General features: G+C 44.8%; 21 protein-coding genes. 16 read left to right on the forward strand and 5 right to left on the reverse strand.

Annotated elements, in window-relative coordinates; genetic code table 11:
* Positions 1 to 23: 23 nt before the first annotated feature.
* From cidR to BFW96_RS01625, 7 genes are all read left to right on the forward strand, one after another.
* On the forward strand, positions 24 to 929 hold the full coding sequence (cidR, locus tag BFW96_RS01595) for a cidABC operon transcriptional activator CidR (RefSeq protein ID WP_040081438.1): 906 nt from the start codon (positions 24 to 26) through the stop codon (positions 927 to 929).
* 7 nt (positions 930 to 936) lie between these two features.
* A complete protein-coding gene (gene thiM, locus BFW96_RS01600) occupies positions 937 to 1,755 on the forward strand; it encodes a hydroxyethylthiazole kinase (RefSeq protein ID WP_069838450.1) in 819 nt (272 codons plus the stop codon).
* Complete coding sequence (gene thiE, locus BFW96_RS01605; protein ID WP_069838451.1) at positions 1,752 to 2,420, forward strand: thiamine phosphate synthase; 669 nt, start codon at positions 1,752 to 1,754, stop codon at positions 2,418 to 2,420. Before thiM ends, thiE begins: the two co-directional genes overlap by 4 nt.
* A gap of 156 nt (positions 2,421 to 2,576) precedes the next feature.
* Positions 2,577 to 4,022 (forward strand): ferrous ion permease EfeU, encoded by a 1,446-nt coding sequence (efeU, locus tag BFW96_RS01610; protein ID WP_069838452.1) that lies wholly within the window; start codon positions 2,577 to 2,579, stop codon positions 4,020 to 4,022.
* Positions 4,019 to 5,176, forward strand: a complete 1,158-nt coding sequence (gene efeM / locus BFW96_RS01615; protein WP_069838453.1) for an iron uptake system protein EfeO — start codon at positions 4,019 to 4,021, stop codon at positions 5,174 to 5,176. The genes efeU and efeM overlap by 4 nt, the downstream gene beginning before the upstream one ends.
* Before the next feature lie 18 nt (positions 5,177 to 5,194).
* Positions 5,195 to 6,445 (forward strand): iron uptake transporter deferrochelatase/peroxidase subunit, encoded by a 1,251-nt coding sequence (gene efeB / locus BFW96_RS01620; protein ID WP_069838454.1) that lies wholly within the window; start codon positions 5,195 to 5,197, stop codon positions 6,443 to 6,445.
* Positions 6,446 to 6,534: 89 nt separating this feature from the next.
* On the forward strand, positions 6,535 to 7,137 hold the full coding sequence (locus BFW96_RS01625; protein ID WP_069838455.1) for a DsbA family oxidoreductase: 603 nt from the start codon (positions 6,535 to 6,537) through the stop codon (positions 7,135 to 7,137).
* 29 nt (positions 7,138 to 7,166) lie between these two features.
* Here the strand turns inward: BFW96_RS01625 and BFW96_RS01630 are convergent, their stop codons facing one another.
* From BFW96_RS01630 to slrA, 3 genes are all read right to left on the reverse strand, one after another.
* A complete protein-coding gene (locus BFW96_RS01630) occupies positions 7,167 to 8,708 on the reverse strand; it encodes a solute symporter family protein (RefSeq protein WP_069838456.1) in 1,542 nt (513 codons plus the stop codon).
* Complete coding sequence (locus tag BFW96_RS01635; RefSeq protein ID WP_069838457.1) at positions 8,705 to 9,013, reverse strand: DUF485 domain-containing protein; 309 nt, start codon at positions 9,011 to 9,013, stop codon at positions 8,705 to 8,707. The genes BFW96_RS01630 and BFW96_RS01635 overlap by 4 nt, the downstream gene beginning before the upstream one ends.
* Before the next feature lie 443 nt (positions 9,014 to 9,456).
* Positions 9,457 to 9,615, reverse strand: a complete 159-nt coding sequence (gene slrA, locus BFW96_RS01640; protein WP_014665849.1) for a transcriptional regulator SlrA — start codon at positions 9,613 to 9,615, stop codon at positions 9,457 to 9,459.
* Positions 9,616 to 9,969: 354 nt separating this feature from the next.
* Here slrA and slrC point away from each other — a divergent pair, with 354 nt between their 5' ends.
* The 4 genes from slrC to galT all read left to right on the forward strand — a co-directional run bounded on the left by slrC (position 9,970) and on the right by galT (position 13,842).
* Entirely contained in the window at positions 9,970 to 10,641 is a 672-nt protein-coding gene (gene slrC, locus BFW96_RS01645; protein WP_014665848.1) for a transcriptional regulator SlrC, read from the forward strand.
* A 17-nt stretch (positions 10,642 to 10,658) separates the two neighbouring features.
* Positions 10,659 to 11,042, forward strand: coding sequence for a GtrA family protein (locus tag BFW96_RS01650; RefSeq protein WP_014665847.1), 384 nt, complete (start codon positions 10,659 to 10,661; stop codon positions 11,040 to 11,042).
* 82 nt (positions 11,043 to 11,124) lie between these two features.
* Complete coding sequence (locus tag BFW96_RS01655) at positions 11,125 to 12,297, forward strand: galactokinase (RefSeq protein ID WP_069838458.1); 1,173 nt, start codon at positions 11,125 to 11,127, stop codon at positions 12,295 to 12,297.
* A 3-nt stretch (positions 12,298 to 12,300) separates the two neighbouring features.
* Positions 12,301 to 13,842: a UDP-glucose--hexose-1-phosphate uridylyltransferase gene (galT, locus tag BFW96_RS01660; RefSeq protein WP_069838459.1), complete on the forward strand. Its 1,542-nt coding sequence runs from the start codon at positions 12,301 to 12,303 to the stop codon at positions 13,840 to 13,842.
* A 71-nt stretch (positions 13,843 to 13,913) separates the two neighbouring features.
* Here the strand turns inward: galT and BFW96_RS01665 are convergent, their stop codons facing one another.
* Entirely contained in the window at positions 13,914 to 14,159 is a 246-nt protein-coding gene (locus BFW96_RS01665) for a GlsB/YeaQ/YmgE family stress response membrane protein (protein ID WP_009968363.1), read from the reverse strand.
* Positions 14,160 to 14,672: 513 nt separating this feature from the next.
* Here BFW96_RS01665 and qoxA point away from each other — a divergent pair.
* The 4 genes from qoxA to qoxD are packed head-to-tail and all read left to right on the forward strand — an operon-like array spanning position 14,673 to position 18,619.
* Complete coding sequence (gene qoxA / locus BFW96_RS01670; RefSeq protein WP_010886637.1) at positions 14,673 to 15,638, forward strand: cytochrome aa3 quinol oxidase subunit II; 966 nt, start codon at positions 14,673 to 14,675, stop codon at positions 15,636 to 15,638.
* 27 nt (positions 15,639 to 15,665) lie between these two features.
* On the forward strand, positions 15,666 to 17,615 hold the full coding sequence (gene qoxB, locus BFW96_RS01675) for a cytochrome aa3 quinol oxidase subunit I (RefSeq protein WP_014665843.1): 1,950 nt from the start codon (positions 15,666 to 15,668) through the stop codon (positions 17,613 to 17,615).
* A gap of 13 nt (positions 17,616 to 17,628) precedes the next feature.
* The gene (qoxC, locus tag BFW96_RS01680; RefSeq protein ID WP_069150551.1) at positions 17,629 to 18,243 is read left to right on the forward strand and encodes a cytochrome aa3 quinol oxidase subunit III; all 615 of its coding nucleotides are present in this window, start codon (positions 17,629 to 17,631) and stop codon (positions 18,241 to 18,243) included.
* Between the two features lies 1 nt (position 18,244).
* Positions 18,245 to 18,619, forward strand: coding sequence for a cytochrome aa3 quinol oxidase subunit IV (gene qoxD / locus BFW96_RS01685; RefSeq protein ID WP_014665842.1), 375 nt, complete (start codon positions 18,245 to 18,247; stop codon positions 18,617 to 18,619).
* Positions 18,620 to 18,660: 41 nt separating this feature from the next.
* Here the strand turns inward: qoxD and ywcE are convergent, their stop codons facing one another.
* Positions 18,661 to 18,924, reverse strand: a complete 264-nt coding sequence (ywcE, locus tag BFW96_RS01690; protein WP_003227411.1) for a spore morphogenesis/germination protein YwcE — start codon at positions 18,922 to 18,924, stop codon at positions 18,661 to 18,663.
* 227 nt (positions 18,925 to 19,151) lie between these two features.
* On the opposite strand from ywcE, the gene BFW96_RS01695 reads away from it, so the two are divergent.
* Positions 19,152 to 20,297, forward strand: a complete 1,146-nt coding sequence (locus tag BFW96_RS01695) for a GNAT family N-acetyltransferase (protein WP_069838460.1) — start codon at positions 19,152 to 19,154, stop codon at positions 20,295 to 20,297.
* Positions 20,298 to 20,371: the final 74 nt, after the last annotated feature.

Raw genomic sequence — 20,371 nt, forward strand, 5'->3', positions numbered from 1 at the left:
TGTCTATAGAAAGGGTGAAGCACATGGATATCCGCCATTTAACATATTTCTTGGAAGTCGCCCGTTTAAAAAGTTTTACGAAGGCTTCCCAATCCCTTTATGTTTCTCAGCCGACGATATCAAAAATGATCAAAAATTTAGAAGAAGAGCTTGGGATTGAACTGTTTTACCGAAATGGCAGGCAGGTGGAACTGACAGACGCCGGCCATAGCATGTATGTGCAGGCGCAGGAAATTATTAAATCATTTCAAAACCTGACGTCAGAATTAAATGATATTATGGAAGTCAAGAAAGGGCACGTACGGATTGGACTGCCGCCAATGATCGGCTCGGGGTTTTTCCCGAGAGTGCTCGGCGATTTCCGTGAAAACTATCCGAATGTCACCTTTCAACTAGTCGAAGACGGTTCTATAAAAGTCCAAGAAGGTGTCGGGGACGGCTCTCTTGATATCGGCGTTGTGGTCCTTCCCGCAAACGAAGACATCTTTCATTCGTTTACAATCGTAAAAGAAACCTTAATGCTTGTCGTTCACCCTTCCCACCGGCTGGCTGATGAGAAAGAATGTCAGCTGCGTGAGTTGAAGGACGAGCCTTTTATTTTCTTCAGGGAGGATTTTGTCCTGCACAACCGAATTATGACGGAATGTATCAAGGCGGGATTCCGGCCTCATATCATTTATGAAACCTCACAATGGGATTTTATTAGTGAGATGGTGTCAGCCAACCTTGGAATCGGGCTTTTGCCGGAACGAATTTGCCGCGGACTTGACCCGGAAAAAGTGAAAGTCATTCCGCTTATCGATCCGGTCATCCCTTGGCATCTCGCCATTATTTGGAGAAAGGACCGCTACTTGCCGTTTGCCGCCAGAGCTTGGCTCGAACATACGAAATCGTATTTATGGGACCCGAAAAAAGATAGTAAAGGATGATGCAAACATGGATGCACAATCAGCAGCAAAATGCCTGACTGCTGTCCGCCAGCATAGCCCTCTGGTGCACAGCATAACCAACAATGTTGTAACGAATTTCACAGCAAATGGCCTGCTCGCGCTCGGCGCATCGCCCGTTATGGCGTACGCGAAAGAAGAGGTTGCCGATATGGCGAAGATTGCGGGGGCACTCGTTTTGAATATCGGAACGCTGAGCAAGGAGTCAGTCGAAGCGATGATCATCGCGGGAAAATCAGCCAATGAACATGGCGTCCCCGTCATTCTTGATCCTGTCGGTGCCGGAGCAACACCGTTCCGAACTGAATCGGCACGTGACATCATTCGTGAGGTGCGTCTTGCTGTAATCAGAGGAAATGCGGCGGAAATTGCCCATACCGTCGGTGTGACGGATTGGCTGATCAAAGGTGTTGATGCGGGTGAAGGCGGAGGCGACATCATCTGGCTGGCTCAGCAAGCGGCACAAAAGCTAAACACGGTCATTGCGATTACTGGTGAAGTCGATGTCATTGCCGACACATCAAACGTATATGCCCTTCATAATGGCCACAAGCTGCTGACAAAAGTAACAGGCGCCGGCTGCCTGTTGACTTCCGTTGTCGGTGCGTTTTGCGCTGTGGAAGAAAATCCATTGTTTGCTGCTATCGCTGCTATTTCCTCGTATGGAGTCGCAGCTCAGCTTGCCGCACAGCAAACAGCTGACAAAGGTCCGGGAAGCTTTCAGATTGAATTGCTGAACAAGCTTTCGTCTGTTACTGAACAAGACGTCCAAGAGTGGGCGACAATTGAAAGGGTGACTGTCTCATGACTCGTATTTCTCGGGAAATGATGAAAGAGTTATTATCTGTTTACTTCATTATGGGGTCAAACAATACGAAAGCCGATCCTGTCACAGTTGTACAAAAAGCGTTAAAAGGCGGTGCCACCCTGTACCAATTCCGTGAAAAGGGCGGGGATGCACTGACTGGAGAGGCTCGGGCTGAATTTGCTGAAAAAGTGCAGGCAGCCTGCCGCGAAGCTGGTGTTCCGTTCATTGTCAATGATGATGTGGAATTGGCTCTGAAGCTGAAGGCTGACGGTATCCACATCGGCCAGGAAGACGCAAACGCGAAAGAGGTAAGAGCTGCTATAGGTGATATGATTCTCGGCGTTTCCGCCCATACGATGTCTGAGGTGAAGCAAGCCGAAGAAGACGGAGCGGATTATGTCGGACTCGGGCCGATCTATCCGACTGAAACGAAAAAGGATACGAGAGCGGTACAAGGGGTATCTCTTATCGAAGCAGTCCGCCGCCAAGGCATCAGCATCCCAATTGTCGGCATCGGCGGCATCACAATAGATAATGCCGCACCTGTTATCCAAGCGGGGGCCGATGGTGTCAGTATGATCAGCGCCATCAGTCAGGCGGAGGATCCTGAGAGTGCTGCACGCAAGTTTTGTGAGGAAATTCAAACATATAAAACAGGAAGATAACCGTTCATCTTTCTTCAAAAGGCTGTTCTGTAAAAGGACAGCTTTTTTGCTTTCCATCAAGGTTTTCAGACCTTCAAATTTTAATTGACAAAGGACAGGAACTGGCTATGATTATGTTATACAATGATAATCATTTTCAGTTATAGGAGGAACATGATGGCTCGGGGGCTGGCACTTATTTTATTCAGCTTGTTGATGGTTTTCGGTTCTGCGGCACACGCGGAAGATGATCCGATCGCTGCATTAATTCAATTAAACAAGCAAATGATCAAATCCGTACAAGACGGAGATATAGACTCGGCACAACAAACGTTTGAAACCTTCAAGGCGAAGTGGAAAAAAGAAGAACCTTCTATTAAGAAGGAAAACCTTTCTTCTCACAGCGAAATGGACGCGAATATCGCAATGATTTCTCTTTCTTTTATCAATCAAGATGCAGACAAGCTCAAAACACAGCTTGAAGAGCTTTCGTCTCATTTAGAAACCTATCAGCAGGCTGTCGTGCTGAAAAAGACATCCTCAGGTCAATCAAGGGCATCCTTAACAGCCTATATACACAGCTTGAAAGACACGAAGCAGTTCATAGAAAAAAAACAATTGGATGAAGCATCATCCGCAATCGACAATTTAGTTACATCCTGGCTCGCCGTAGAGGGAGACGTCGTTTCCCAATCGAAAGAAGCCTATACGACGTCAGAGGAAAATCTGGCGCTGATGAAAGCTGAGATCGGCAGCCATCCCGAAAAGGTATCAAAGCAAATTGACGAAATGATTCAATTGCTCGAGCCGATCGCTTCAAGCAGCTACAGCTGGTGGGACGCGGCGCTGATCCCGATTCGTGAAGGAATGGAGGCCCTCCTTGTCATCGGAGCGCTGCTAACCATGACAAAAAAAGCGCGGGTCACGCGCTCCTCGGCATGGATCTGGGGCGGGGCGTCCGCCGGCATGGTTGTTTCCTTAGCAGCGGGCATCGGTGTCACGGTTCTGTTCTCCTCCAGTGTATTCGGAGAAAACAATTTCTTGCTTGGCGGTGTTACCGGCGTATTGTCCGCTGTCATGCTTTTGTATGTCGGGGTGTGGCTGCACAGAAACGCCTCAATGGATAAATGGAGAGAGAAAATCAATATCCAGAAGTCACAGGCACTGAAAAAACGTAGCCTGCTTTCCTTTGCGCTCATTGCATTTCTGGCCGTTGTAAGAGAAGGTCTCGAAACGGTCATCTTTTTCATCGGGCTTGTCGGGAAGCTCCCGCTCACTGAACTGATCGGCGGAACTGCCGCAGGGCTTATCGTTCTCGTTATCGTCGGTGTTCTGATGATCAAGCTCGGGATGCGCATTCCATTGAAGCCGTTCTTTCTTCTATCAATGGCGGTTGTCCTGTATATGTGCGTGAAATTTCTCGGAACCGGCGTTCACAGCCTTCAGCTGGCGGGCATTCTTCCGTCTGATGCACAAAGCTGGCTGCCGTCTGTATCGGTGTTAGGAATTTATCCGTCCGTGTACAGCACGATTCCGCAATTGCTGATTTTACTCTTTTTATTGATTGCACTTGTTTCAGAAGCGGCAAAACATTTTACAAACGGAAAGGAACTGACAAAATGAATTTCACAAAAATCGCTGTATCAGCCGGATGCATCCTTGCGCTGTGCGCGGGCTGCGGAGCCAACGACACATCTTCAACCAAAGAAAAAGCTTCATCTGAGAAAAGCGGGGTCACGAAAGAGATCTCCGCATCGGTAAATAAAATGGAAACCATCATTTCCAAGCTGAATGACTCAGCGGAAAAAGGAGACCAAAAAGAGATTGAAAAGAAGGGGAAAGAGTTAAACAGCTACTGGCTTTCCTTTGAAAACGATATTCGCAGCGACTATCCATTCGAATATACAGAAATCGAAAAGCATCTTCAGCCAATCTACACAGAAGCGCAAAAAGACAAACCGGATACAGCAAAAATCAAGACAGAATCCGAGTCACTGAAAGCATCCTTAGAAGACCTGACAGAAGCAAAGAAGAGCGGCAAAAAGGCTAGCGATCAGCTGGCAAAAGCAGCGGATGAATATAAAGGCTATGTCAAAGAGCAGAGTGACCAGCTTGTCAAAGCGACTGAAGCATTTACAAGCGCTGTGAAATCCGGCGATATCGAAAAATCTAAAACGTTATATGCGAAAGCGCGTGTTTATTACGAGCGAATCGAGCCGATCGCTGAAAGCCTTGGAGATCTTGACCCGAAAATTGATGCACGAGAAAACGATGTTGAAGAAGGAGACAAATGGACAGGCTTCCATAAGCTTGAGAAGGCCATTTGGAAGGATCAAGATATTTCCGGGGAAAAGGCAACAGCTGACCAGCTTCTCAAAGATGTAAAAGAGCTTGACGGTTCAATTCAATCACTGAAATTAACACCTGAACAAATTGTAGCAGGCGCGATGGAGCTTCTGAACGAAGCCGGGATATCGAAAATCACGGGAGAAGAAGAACGCTACTCACGAATCGACTTAGTCGACCTTATGGCAAATGTGGAAGGCTCCGAAGCCGTTTATCAAACAGTGAAAAGCGCGCTTGTAAAAGATCACTCCGACTTGACGGAAAAACTGGATACGGAATTCAGCGAATTTGAAGTTTTAATGGCAAAATACAAAACAAATGATCAGTCCTATACGTCTTATGATAAATTAAGTGAAAAGCAAATCAGAGAGCTGAGCACTAAGCTGACGACTCTTTCTGAAACCATGTCGAAGATTGCGAATGTGCTATAAAAGGAGTTTTGTAACATCATGAGCGATGAACAAAAAAAGCCAGAACAAATTCACAGACGGGACATTTTAAAATGGGGGGCAATGGCGGGGGCAGCCGTTGCGATCGGTGCCAGCGGACTCGGCGGACTCGCTCCGCTTGTGCAGACCGCGGCTAAGCCATCGAAAAAGGATGAAAAAGAGGATGATCAGGTCGTTCCGTTTTACGGAAAGCATCAGGCCGGAATCACAACTGCCCATCAAACGTATGTCTATTTTGCTGCGCTGGATGTGACAGCAAAAGAGAAAAGCGACATCATTACATTATTTAGAAACTGGACAAGTCTCACACAGATGCTGACGTCTGGCAAGAAAATGTCGGCTGAGCAGAAAAATCAATATCTGCCGCCGCAGGATACAGGTGAGTCTGTTGATTTACCCCCTTCCAACTTAACGGTCACATTCGGATTCGGGCCTGGCTTTTTTGAAAAAGACGGAAAGGACCGCTTCGGGCTGAAAAGCAAAAAACCGAAACACTTGGCCGCTCTTCCAGCGATGCCGAATGACAACCTGGATGAAAAGCAGGGAGGCGGGGACATCTGCATTCAAGTGTGTGCAGACGATGAGCAAGTGGCGTTTCACGCGCTGCGCAACCTGTTAAATCAAGCGGTCGGCACTTGTGAGGTCCGCTTTGTGAACAAAGGCTTTTTAAGCGGAGGGAAAAATGGTGAAACACCGCGCAACCTCTTCGGGTTCAAAGATGGAACAGGCAACCAGAGCACGGAGGATGACAGCTTGATGAACTCAATCGTGTGGATTGAGTCCGGTGAGCCTGACTGGATGACGGGCGGCACCTATATGGCTTTTCGGAAAATCAAAATGTTCCTTGAGATATGGGACCGCTCTTCCCTCAAGGACCAAGAGGATACCTTCGGCCGCAGAAAAAGCTCAGGGGCGCCTTTCGGACAGAAAAAGGAAACAGATCCCGTGAAGCTGAATCAAATTCCGTCTAATTCGCACGTCAGTCTAGCGAAATCTACTGGAAAACAAATTTTGCGAAGAGCTTTCTCTTACACAGAAGGACTTGATCCGAAAACCGGCTATATGGATGCAGGTCTCCTGTTTATCAGTTTTCAAAAAAATCCCGACAATCAGTTTATCCCGATGCTGAAGGCTCTTTCGGCAAAGGATGCGTTAAATGAATATACACAAACAATCGGTTCTGCTTTATACGCATGCCCAGGCGGCTGCAAAAAAGGAGAATATATTGCCCAGCGCTTGCTGGAATCATAAAGAAGCCTAAATTGGCTTCTTTATTAAAAAAACAGTTGTAACTTTAATTGTTACAGTTTAAAATCAATTTATACGAAAGGAGAATTATCATGACAGTACACATCAAGGTTTATTCAGATTATGTCTGCCCATTTTGTTTCGTTGGAAAAGCCGCTTTTGAAGAAGCGATAAAAGGAAAGGATGTTGAAGTCGAGTGGATGCCGTTTGAACTGCGCCCAAGCCCATCCCCTCAGCTTGATCCGGTCAATGATCCTTCCAAACAATACATGTGGCAGACATCCATTCTGCCAATGGCGGAGAAATTAGGAGTCGAGATCAATTTTCCAAACGTTTCGCCCCATCCGTATACAGATCTCGCGTTTGAAGGCTTCCATTTTGCGAAGGAATTCAATAAAGGACATGAATACAACACCCGTGTCTTTCAGGCATTTTTTCAAGAGGGCCAAAATATCGGCGACATTGACATCTTGACGAAGCTCGCCGAGGAAGTGGGATTAGACGGAGCATCATTTCAATCAGCACTGGAAGCAAGAACATATCAGGACGTGCAGCGCCAAGCCTTGAAGCACGCCTATGAAGAGGCTGACATCACAGCCGTTCCAACCTTTATTATTGGCGACACTGTCATTCCGGGTGCGGCCGGCAAGGATGTATTTGAAAAAGCGATTTCTGACGAGCAGAAGAAAAAGTAAGGAAAAAGCTCTCGATAAAGAGAGCTTTTTTACTCCTGTTCCATATGAATGCCAGTATGCGCCTTCACCTGTATTTCTGCAAACGTATCTTCATCAATTTTTTTGTCAGACGACAGCACCGTTCCGAGCCACGCGCCGAGGAAGCCAAGCGGGATGGAAATAATCCCTGGATTAGACAGCGGGATGAGCGGATCGCCGGTGAAAATAGCACCTCCAGCCGGGTCCCACACGCTAGGGCTCATCGACACAAGCACAAGCGCGCTGATCAGGCCTGTCAGACTCCCCCATAAAGCGCCTGACGCATTGAATCGTTTCCAAAAGACCGTAAACACAATCAGCGGGAGATTTGCGCTGGCGGCTACCGCAAACGCAAGGGCAACAAGGAATGCCACATTTAAGGACTGTGCAAAAATCGCTAGGAGAATCGAGAGCACTGACACGGCGACAGAAGCCCATCTGGCCGCTTTCATCTGTTCTTTTTCAGTTGCCTCTCCTTTTCTGATGATCTGGCTGTAAATATCATGGGCAAATGCTGAGGCGGCAGACAGCACCAATCCTGTCACGACAGCCAAAATGGTAGCGAAGGCAATGGCTGATACAAACGCGAATAGGAAGTCTCCCCCGAGCGCTTTTGCTAAAAGCGGAGCCGCCATATTTCCCGCTTGATCAGCTGCCGTAATCGCGTCAAAACCGACAAATGCAGCAGCGCCAAAGCCGAGAAACACCGTCATAATGTAAAACACGCCGATAATCCATGTCGCTGACACAACGGATGTACGGGCCGTCTTGGCATCCTTAACGGTATAAAACCGGATCAAAATATGCGGAAGCCCGGCGGTTCCCAGCACGAGTGCCAAGTTTAACGATAAGGTCTCAAGCGGCACCTTGTATTTATTCCCGGGATTCAAGAAATCAGCGCCAAGCGGAGTAGCCGTTTTCATCTGTTCAAACATGGTATTAAGGCTAAAGCCGAATTTTGAAAACACGATGATCGAAATCACGAGTGTGCCGGCCATCAGCAAAACGGCTTTAATAATTTGAACCCAGCTTGTCGCGATCATGCCCCCAAACACGACATAAATGGTCATCAGCACTCCGACGATGAGAACCGCCGCGGTGTAATCCAGTCCAAGAAGCAGTTTGATCAGCGCGCCTGCCCCCACGAGCTGGGCAATCATATAAAAAGTAGAGATGGCAATGGTATTGAGCGCCGCAACTCCGCGGATTTTCTTTTCTTTAAATCGAGCGGCTATCATGTCTGCCATTGTATACTTTCCAAGATTCCGAAGCGGTTCCGCCACGATATACAAGACAACGAGATAAGCCACAAGAAAACCGATGCTGTAAAAGAAACCATCAAATCCATATAACGCAATCATTCCGGCAATCCCAAGAAACGAGGCGGCAGACATGTAGTCACCCGCAATTGCCAGTCCATTCTGAACACCGGTGAGCCCGCCGCCCGCCGTATAAAACTCACTTGTCGTTTTTGTCTTCTTCGCGGCAAAATACGTGATAATAAGTGTCAGGCCGACAATCGCCAAAAACAATAAAAAAGCGGTCATATTCATGTCTGTTCACCCTTTAGATCTCCTTTTAAAGCGCTTACATACCGATCGAAATGAGCTGCTCTTCGGGAATACACCGTACTCAGTATCCAAGTCATGGCGAATTGGGCGATGGCGAACAGCCAAGCCCATGAAACAGCTCCAATGGCCGGCGCATTCAAAAAGGTGAAATAAGAAGTCAAAACAGGAAGTGAAAAATAAAAGACAAAAAAGAAAATCGCAGAAGGAACAATAAAAGCACGTTTCTGCTTTAAAAAAGCTTGGAAAGACGGCGTTGCAGCAATCTGTTTGTAATCAGCTTTGTACATGGCTTTCCTCCTTTTATTCGCTATACGTAAGCAAAAAGGTACACCAATAGGTATGTACTGAAAGTCTGATTTATGCGTTGAACTATACCTGGAGGATGAAAAAAGAAGGAAGTCGTGAAGAGGTGAACACAGTGGTATAAAGACAGGCGAAGGTTTTCAAGCTCGGCCGTGTATAAACGAGTTTGCTTTCAAAACCTCACCGAATGCAGCTTCTTCTCAGCAAAGCTGCTGTTTATCAGAGCACGGTTATCATATTCGCATCACCTCTTTATGACAATGCATGTGCCAAGAGGTGATCGCATCACCGGCTGTCTGTCGTAGTTAGCTGACACACCGTTTGTCCTCAAGCTAAGCGCAGCAATGTGCTTTCGAAATAGAGGATATGGTGAAAACTCAGATCAGGTGATAGAAAAGCCAGAGGTAAATAGATCCGCCTGTTCGGATTAGTCTTGGCGGACGGTTTTTTTGTGGTTTTTCTTTCTCGATGCTGCTTCAGATTCTAAAAACTGCCTCACATCATGAATGCCTAATCCAATGGATCTAGCTTCTTGAATCAACATATGCCAACCTTTGTCCAAATCTTTTTTAACATGAGTTTTCATAGTAACCTCCAATTGTATAAAATGTTTTCCTGCAACATGCGGGCAATAAAAGACAAGCCGGCGCGATGATGAGGCGAGTACAACAAATTTCACACATAGTTGCTCGGTGTTCACAAACTGAAGGAAAAACCACCTACCTATTCCCTAAAAAAATGACTAATATAACCAATGGATCTTAATTATAATAATAAACAATTAAATACTGACTGGATAGTATGTAAATGAAAATAAATCAATTAGCCTATTAAAAATGACCCCTGGGAAACCGAATAGCATAACCGTTCAAAGAAATAAATACCGCTAAAGATTGATCCGGTGTAAGATAAGGGTAATCATTACCGCCAGGAGAAAAATATGAAAAAAAACAAATTTCAAATCAAAAGAGAAGCAACATTTGAAAGTTTTATAGAAGCTGGCGTGAATTTGTTGATTGATCGAGCGTATGATCCGGTTTCTGTAGAAGATATCAGCAGAGCCGCCGGATACAGCAAAGGAGCGTTTTATGTTCATTTTGTCAGCAAGGACGATTTTCTGCTGTATCTTCTTGAAAAACGCCAGATGAAAAAAAAGATCATTATAGGGTACCTTGATCAAATGGAGCGGGAATCAGTGAAATCGCTGACATTGGACGAGGCTGCAAAACACGCTGCAGAACTGCTTTATTCCTATTACATAAATAAACCGTCGTGGGACATTACCTCGTTTGCCATGAACATGCCGACATATAAAGTCTTACAGAAATGCAAGGCCTATGTCCGGCTGTACGAATTGTGGGTGGAAGAAAATGTGTTGTTTATTAATTGGCTGAAGGAGAGAAAGCTGATTGACGCCTGTATTGATCCGGAATATACGGCTAAAATAATATGTGCAGTCCTCGACGGAATCATCAAACAATCATATGTATTGGGCCAGCCCGCCACCTTCCGCAGCTTTTTAGACGCACTTTCGGCATTTTTCACCTTAGACAGAGAGCACGAGAGGCCAAGAATTTTGAAAAGTTTTTCAGAAAGCGAGGAACATCAGTGAAGTATAGAGAAATGATTATGTATGTCATTATGGGGGTTTTCACAACCATTGTGAATATCGCCAGCTTTTATATATTGGTAGAGATGATGAATATGGATTACAAAGCCGCCACTGTCGCTGCTTGGATTTTGTCCGTGCTGTTTGCTTACATAACAAATAAATTATATGTGTTTCAGCAAAAAACACATGATCTGCAGAGCCTGCTGAAAGAGATCACTGCTTTTTTCAGCGTTCGGGTCCTGTCTCTCGGCATAGATTTAGGCATGATGATCATTCTTGTCGGCCAGTTCAATACAAATGAAACCTTGGCCAAAATACTCGACAACGCAGTCATTGTTGTCGTCAACTATGTTGCGAGCAAATGGCTCGTCTTCAAAAAAACAAAAGAAGAAGGGGTATGACAGAGGACAGCAGCATATGATCTACCGTTTTCTCTGAAGAAATAAAGGGAATAAAAAATAAAAACCAGAAAGGTGATTGCACATGCGGGAAGAGCTAAAGGGGATATTTGCAAGCGTATTCGGAGAAAAAGAGGGGTTACGGTTTTTTTTCGCACCTGGAAGAGTGAATTTGATTGGAGAACATACTGACTATAACGGCGGGCATGTATTTCCGTGCGCGCTGACAATGGGTACATATGCTGCTGTTGCAGAAAGAAACGACGGACTTGTCCGGATGTATTCAGATAACTTTAAAAACGCAGGCATCAAGGAGTGCAGCCTTGGCGACATTCACTATCAAAAAGAAGACGACTGGGCGAACTACCCGAAAGGCGTTATTTATGAATTTCAGCAGAGGGGCTATTCTGTTCCCCATGGCTTTGACATTGTATTTTCAGGAAATATTCCAAACGGGGCGGGGCTGTCGTCGTCCGCTTCTATTGAACTGCTGATGGGAGTCGTGCTCCAAAGCTATTTTCATCCTGAAGTAGATGCGCTTGAGCTTGTGAAAATGGCGCAGCATGCGGAAAACCACTTTATCGGCGTCAATTGCGGGATTATGGATCAATTCGCAATTGGAATGGGGAAAAAACATCATGCGATGCTGCTGAACTGTGACACGCTTGACTATGAATATAGCAAGCTCGATGTCTCTGGCCTCGCGCTGGTCATCGCGAATACGAACAAAAAAAGGACATTGGCAGACTCAAGCTATAATACGAGACGCCAAGAATGCAACGATGCATTGCTTGATCTGCAAAAAGGCCTCGATATTGCCTCGCTGGGCGACGTCACGCCTTCTGATTTCGATGCGCATTCCAGCCTGATCCAAAATGAAACGAACAGACGACGGGCAAAGCACGCTGTATACGAAAATCACCGTGCCATCAAGACAGCCCATATGTTCAAAGAAAACAATATAGATGAGATCGGGCGTTTAATGAAGGAATCCCATCTTTCATTGAAGGATGACTATGAAGTAACATGCCCTGAACTTGATGAGCTTGTGTTTGCGGCGTGGGATCACGAAGGTGTAATTGGATCAAGAATGACGGGCGCGGGCTTCGGCGGCTGCACCATCAGCATTGTAAAAGATGCCTTTATTGATGATTTTATTCAAAAAGTTGGAGATAGATATCAAGAAAAAACAGGGCTCCAAGCGGATTTTTATGTCGCTGATATCGGAGAAGGTGCAAGAGAACTAAAGGGGGAGTGACACATGAGTATTGTAGAACATCTAGAACAGCTGCTTGAGTATGGCCTAGAACGAAAACTGATTTCAATCTGGGATCGGGAATATACGAGAAACCGTCTTTATGAAGCGCTGGGCATCACACATCCCGAGCCGGTCTCCAGCACCTCTATTAAGCAGTCACAAAGCCTTCCGGACTTACTCGCTCCCATTTATAAATGGGCTGCGGAAACCGGCCGAATGGAAGCGGATACAGATACGTACCGTGACCTGCTTAGCGCAAAGCTGATGGGCTGTTTTGTACCTGCTCCATCCGAGGTCATTCGCAAGTTTGAAGAAACAAAAGCATTATACGGCCCAAAACAGGCGACAAAGGAATTCTATCAATATTCAGAGGATGTTTATTATATACGGACAGACAGAATCGCCAAAAATGTTCATTGGACAGTGCCGACCGAATATGGCGAGCTGGAAATGACCATTAACCTATCCAAGCCTGAAAAGGACCCGAAAGCGATTGCGGCTGCAAAAGAGCAGGCGCAGACAAATTATCCGATGTGTTTGCTGTGTAAAGAAAATGTCGGGTTTGAGGGAAACGTGAACCATCCAGCCCGGCAAAATCACAGAATCATTCCAGTCATCCTTGAAGACGAACAATGGTTTTTGCAATTCTCGCCATACGTCTATTATCCAGAGCATTGCATCGTCTTAAAAGGTGAACATGAACCGATGGAGATCAGCAAAAAAACATTTGAAAGGCTGATGTCATTTCTTGGGCAATATCCGCATTATTTTATCGGTTCGAACGCGGATCTCCCGATTGTCGGCGGCAGCATCCTAAGCCATGATCATTTCCAAGGCGGCGCACATGATTTTCCAATGGCACGTGCAGAAGCGGAAGACGTTTATGACTTAAATGATTATCCCGGCGTGTCGCTGGGCTTAGTGAAGTGGCCGATGTCTGTGCTCAGGCTCCGAGGAGACAAACCGGATCGTATCGCTGAAGCTGCTGATCATATCTTCCGCACGTGGCAAACGTATTCTGATGAAAAAGCCGGCATTTCCGCCTATACAGGCGATACGCCCCATAATACAGTCACACCGATTGCGCGGCGCAGGGGAGACCTGTACGAACTCGATATCGTCCTGAGGAACAACCGGAAGAATGAGGAGCATCCATTAGGAATATTTCATCCTCATCAGGAAGTCCACCATATTAAAAAAGAAAATATCGGCCTGATTGAGGTCATGGGATTGGCGATATTGCCTGGCCGCTTACAGGAGGAAATGAAAGAAACGGCAGCGGCGCTATGCTCTGCTGATCCGAAAACAGCCTTAGAACAAAATCCGCTCACGGCAAAACATAGTGAATGGGCTCTTCGGATGATGGAAAAAAGAACCATAACGAAAGAGAATGCAGATCTAGTCATAAAGGAAGAGCTGGGACAGGTATTCGCGCGCATTCTGGAACACGCCGGTGTATTTAAACAGACAACAGAGGGAAAACAGGCCTTCAGAACGTTTATCGATCAGTTGGGCGCCAAACCAGTCAAAAGCCTCAACCGCTAGGGTTGAGGCTTTTTCGATTTTTATGGCAAAACAAAACACCCAAAGCGCTGACGCCTCGGGTGCTGTTGCATTTATCCTCTTTTTCTGGTTAACAGGCTTACTAGAAAGACAACAATGGCTGCGCCGATTACCGCTGGAATAATAGCGAATCCGGCTAGGTGCGGCCCCCATGTTCCAAGCAGCCCGTGACCGATCCAGGCGCCAATAAGACCTGCGATCATAGACCCAATAATTCCTCCGGGCATATCTCCTTTTACAAAAAGGCTTCCAAGCCATCCGATAATAATAGCTACGATAAGTGAAATAAGAAAACTCATCATGCAACACATCCTATTTTTATTATTTGCTTATATCATTCCTCATTTTTGTATAAGATAAACAACTGGATGCTCTCTTTGAAAAATGCGGACAATTCAGAGCATATTGGCTCTTCATTGAGCCTTTTCTTTCAATATTTGATGCGTTAAAATGGTAACCATGTGAAAAGATGCTAGACAAGGAAAAAATAATTCCTATCTAGAAAGTTTAACAAAATGAAACTTTTGATTGACCTAAGTTTTTTATTGTGGTAAACCTTAATTTGTCAGAATTAGTTCTTCATCATCTTTCTTTACTTTATATGCGGAAATAACTAGAAACTTTTCATCTTAAGCGATAGATGTGAATAAAGTTGGAGCAATTTTTGTCGATTTTATGACATTTAAGCGAAAATGGGATGAAGTTTATAAAAAAATAAAGCTAATAAGTGAACTTTTTGATAGCATAACAAAGTAGAGAAAAGATTTTGAGGAAGTATGCACTTCAGATTTATTACATCAATAGGAAGGATGGTGATCTTCTTGTTCAGAGCATTAAAACCGTTGCTTGTATTAGCGCTGTTAACTGTGGTTTTCGTCCTTGGGGGATGCAGCAATGCTTCAGTACTAGATCCGAAAGGGCCTGTAGCTGAACAGCAAAGTGATTTAATCCTGTTATCTATCGGATTTATGCTGTTTATCGTCGGGGTCGTCTTTGTTCTATTTACCATTATTTTAGTAAAATACCGCGACCGTAAAGGCAAAGATAATGGATCTTATAACCCAGAAATTCACGGTAACACGTTTTTAGAAGTAGTCTGGACAGTGATCCCAATTTTAATCGTCATTGCACTTTCTGTGCCAACAGTACAGACGATATATTCGTTAGAAAAAGCTCCTGAAGCAACAAAAGACAAAGAGCCTCTTGTTGTTTACGCTACTTCGGTAGACTGGAAATGGGTATTCAGCTACCCTGAACAGGATATTGAAACGGTCAACTACTTAAACATTCCTGTCGACCGCCCGATCTTGTTCAAAATCTCATCTGCAGATTCAATGGCTTCGCTATGGATTCCTCAGCTTGGAGGACAAAAATATGCGATGGCCGGAATGCTGATGGATCAATACTTACAGGCTGATAAAGTGGGTACTTACGAAGGCCGCAACGCGAACTTCACAGGTGAACATTTTGCAGACCAAGAGTTTGATGTGAATGCAGTCACAGAAAAAGACTTTAACAGCTGGGTGAAAAAGACTCAGAACGAGGCTCCTAAGCTGACAAAAGAGAAGTATGATGAATTGATGCTTCCTGAAAATGTGGACGAATTAACGTTCTCTTCTACTCACCTGAAATACGTTGATCACGGACAAGACGCTGAGTACGCGATGGAGGCGCGCAAACGCCTTGGCTATCAAGCCGTTTCTCCGCACTCTAAAACAGATCCGTTTGAAAACGTAAAGAAAAACGAATTTAAGAAGTCTGATGATACAGAAGAATGATATTGATCAGGAAAGGAGGAAGCCCGCATGAAAATGAAATGGGACGAATTTTTCGTAACTGGTGACCCATTAATTCTGGGCGCACAAGTTTCCATTGCGCTTTCAACCATTGCCATCATTGTTGTACTGACTTACTTCAAAAAGTGGAAATGGCTTTGGTCTGAATGGATAACTACTGTTGACCATAAAAAACTCGGAATCATGTATATTATATCTGCTGTAATTATGTTATTCCGCGGCGGTGTCGACGGTCTGATGATGCGTGCCCAGCTAGCGCTTCCGAATAACAGTTTTTTAGACTCAAACCACTATAATGAAATTTTTACAACTCACGGTACAATCATGATCATCTTCATGGCGATGCCGTTCTTAATCGGTCTTATCAACGTTGTTGTACCTCTTCAAATCGGTGCTCGCGACGTTGCGTTCCCTTACTTGAACAACCTGAGCTTCTGGACGTTCTTTGTAGGTGCGATGCTTTTCAATATTTCATTCGTAATCGGAGGTTCTCCGAACGCAGGCTGGACGAGTTATATGCCGCTTGCAAGTAACGACATGAGCCCTGGGCCGGGTGAGAACTACTACCTCCTCGGACTTCAGATTGCCGGTATCGGTACCCTGATGACAGGGATCAACTTTATGGTAACAATCTTAAAAATGAGAACAAAAGGCATGACATTAATGCGTATGCCAATGTTCACATGGACAACACTGATCACAATGGTTATTATCGTGTTTGCGTTCCCTGTACTTACAGTAGCATTAGCACTTTTATCATTTGATCGTTTGTTCGGCGCTCACTTTTTCACATTGGAAGCAGGCGGTATGCCGATGCTTTGGGCTAACTTGTTCTGGATTTGGGGACATCCTGAAGTATATATCGTTATTCTTCCGGCATTTGGTATTTTCTCAGAAATCATCTCAAGCTTTGCAAGAAAACAATTGTTTGGTTACAAAGCGATGGTTGGTTCTATTATCGCCATCTCTGTATTGAGTTTCTTAGTTTGGACTCACCACTTCTTCACAATGGGGAACAGTGCGTCCGTTAACTCATTCTTCTCAATTACGACAATGGCAATCTCAATCCCAACCGGGGTTAAAATCTTTAACTGGCTCTTTACGATGTATAAAGGCCGAATCAGCTTTACAACACCTATGCTGTGGGCGCTTGCGTTCATTCCTAACTTCGTTATCGGCGGGGTTACAGGGGTTATGCTTGCGATGGCAGCAGCGGATTATCAATACCATAATACGTACTTCCTTGTATCTCACTTCCACTATGTGCTGATCGCGGGTACTGTATTTGCTTGTTTCGCCGGATTTATTTTCTGGTATCCAAAAATGTTCGGCCACAAGCTGAACGAAAGAATCGGAAAATGGTTCTTCTGGATCTTTATGATCGGTTTCAATGTATGTTTCTTCCCTCAATATTTCTTGGGGCTTCAAGGCATGCCTCGCCGTATTTACACATACGGACCAAACGACGGCTGGACAACATTGAACTTTATCTCAACTGTCGGAGCTTTCATGATGGGTGTAGGATTCTTAATCCTTTGCTATAACATCTACTACAGCTTCCGTTACTCTACTCGTGAAATCAGCGGAGATTCATGGGGTGTGGGACGTACGCTTGATTGGGCGACTTCTTCTGCGATTCCGCCGCATTACAACTTTGCGGTGCTTCCTGAAGTCAAATCTCAAGATGCATTCCTGCATATGAAAGAAGAAAAAACTGAATTATACCCTGAAAGCAAATTCAAGAAAATCCATATGCCAAGCAACTCAGGCAGACCATTCTTTATGTCTGTTGCCTTCGGTCTTGCAGGCTTTGGACTTGTCTTTGAATGGTACTGGATGGGCGTAGTCGGATTGATCGGAGTCCTGCTCTGCATGGTTCTGCGTTCATTCGAATACGACAACGGCTACTACATTAGTGTTGATGAAATAAAAGAGACGGAAAGAAAGATTTCCGAATAAGGAGGCGTGAGTTATGGAACATGCAGAACACGGCAATTCTAACGCGCCTATGGAATATCAATCTGAAACCGGCAGACTTAATATTCTCGGGTTTTGGATCTTTTTAGGGGCAGAAATTGTGTTGTTCTCAACACTATTTGCAACCTTCTTCGTTCTTAAAAACAGAACAGCTGGAGGTGTCTTGCCAGACGAACTATTTGAAGTCAATCTGGTAATGATTATGACGTTCTTGCTGCTTATCAGCAGCTTTACCTGCGGGATCGCTGTTCATGAAATGCGCCGCGGAAGTTTAAAAGGCGTCGTCATTTGGACAATTATCACTCTTCTTCTCGGTGCCGGCTTCGTCGGATGCGAGATCAGCGAGTTTGTCCATTATGTACATGAAGGAGCGGCTCTCAGTACAAGTGCGTTCTGGTCTGGATTCTTTGTTTTACTTGGAACTCACGGAACTCACGTAACAATCGGTATTTTCTGGATTACAGGAATTCTGATTCAGTTGAAGAAACGCGGCTTAACTCCGCAAACTTCATCTAAAATCTTTATCTCAAGCTTGTACTGGCACTTCTTAGATGTTGTATGGATTTTCATCTTTACAGGTGTCTATCTCATGGGATTGGGGGGTCTGTAAAATGGCAAACAAATCTGCTGAACACAGTCACTTTCCATGGAAGCACATTGTAGGTTTTGCACTGTCTATCGTTTTGACCCTGCTGGCTCTATGGGTAGCGGTGTACACTGACCTGAGCTCATCAGCAAAACTTTGGATTATCTTCGGTTTCGCCTTCATTCAGGCGGCGCTGCAGCTTCTCATGTTCATGCACATGACAGAGAGCGAAAACGGCACAATCCAAGTCGGAAACACGCTGTTCGGATTCTTTGGCGCGATCGTTATCGTACTTGGCTCCATCTGGATTTTCGCGGCTCACTATCACCATGGTGACCATATGGACGGAAATCCTCCTGGAGGCGCTAAACACTCAGAGCACTCAGGCCACAACGAATAATACAAAAACCCTCTTCGTTAGAAGAGGGTTTTTTGCTGTCTTCAGCTGCTTCGCTTTCTGCGAAGATACGGAAGACCGTAAATGATAAATGCGGCGATATGAGCGACAATGACGTTGACGGCAAACAAGATAATCATGAGAGTGTGTCCTAGTGGAGAAAGGCTTTCTGTTGCGTAAAAGAAGAAGAATACCCACATTAAAATGATTGGCGGAATAGCTGAGAGTGCGACTTTTTTGTTATCAAGCCAAATAAAGAGAGGCGTTGCGCTGGCAACCAATAAGTAAGCGAAAAACATGTCCATCATACCCGTCTCCTTTCATTTTGTGATAACGTTTACAAAAATGAAATAGAGGAACTGAGTTGTGTCTGTTTTGTGGTTGTTTTGTGAACATTCTGTTACAATTATTATACCATGTTTTCCAGAAATTGATACACGTTTTCGTGAAAATGAGTTAGACCTATTGTCTTATTTTTATGCTTTATAAGATAGGAGATTGTACGGAGCTTTCTTTTAGAACAGGGGGGATGTAGATGTATCAGGTAATAAAGCTTGAAAAAGAAGACTGGCAAGAAGTAATCAGTATGTCTGAATATGCTTTTCAGAAAGAACTCAGTGATGAGGAACGAGAAGAGAAAGTAAAAGCTTTAGAGAACCATTACATCATCGGAATCAAAGAACAAGAGAAGCTCCTTTCTAAGCTTCACATCATTCCCTTTTCTGTCATGCTGGAAGAGCAGGAGATGAAGATGGGAGGTATTGCCGGGGTAGCAACCTGGCCTGAATACAGAAGAAAAGGAACAGTAAAGGAACTTATTCTAGACGCTCTAACGGTTATGAAGAAAAGAAACCAAACCATCAGCTTTTTGCATCCGTTCCTGATCTCCTTTTACCGCAAATTTGGCTGGGAACTCTGTTTCTATCAAAAACGCCTGACTTACCTTAAAGAACAGTTTCAAAAACTAGGCGATGCCCCTGGGGACGTGAGGAGGCTTCAAAAGGATGAAACAGATGCAGTGAATGCCATCTATAATCAGTACAGAACAAAGCATAATGGGCTGATGAAGCGTTCAAAGGAGCATTGGACAGAGAAGATCCATGGGATGAAAGCTATGTACATCTCTGAAGATGGGGTGCCCTGTGGATATCTTGTGTATGACATCAAAAATAAAACGATGCGGGTTGAGGAATTTGTTTATTTGAACAGAGAGGCACAGAGAGGCTTGTGGAATTTTATTTGCCAGCATGATTCGATGCTAAATGAAGCGGAACTGACTGTACGGATGGAGGAAGATCTTGATTTTTTAACTGCCGAACCCCGGGTCAAACAAGAGATATATCCTTATAGTATGGCGCGCATCGTTGACGTTGAAGGTTTTTTACGGGAATATCCAAAATCTCGGGTAACAGCTCCCTTTGACTTTAAGGTAACGGATCAATGGGCACCGTGGAATCAACAGACTTTCCGCGTCGATTCGCAGCAGGTGCAGATCATTCCAGAAGAGTCATCTGACCATCTAATAGAATGCAGCATATCTTCTTTAACCGCTTTCTTCCTAGGCGCCAGGAGTGCCCGTTTCCTTTTTGAAGCAGGCATGATAAAAGGAACGGCATCGGAAATCAAACGGCTTGATGACGACTTTCAACTAAAACCTCCATTTCTTATGGATTTCTTTTAACCCCTTATTTAAAAGGGGTTTTTTATTTGAAAAGTTTTGTGTCAATCGAAACATTTCGGTTTATCATACGTCAT

It is taken from the genome of Bacillus sp. F56, assembly GCF_001748205.1.
GTDB lineage: Bacteria > Bacillota > Bacilli > Bacillales > Bacillaceae > Bacillus > Bacillus stercoris.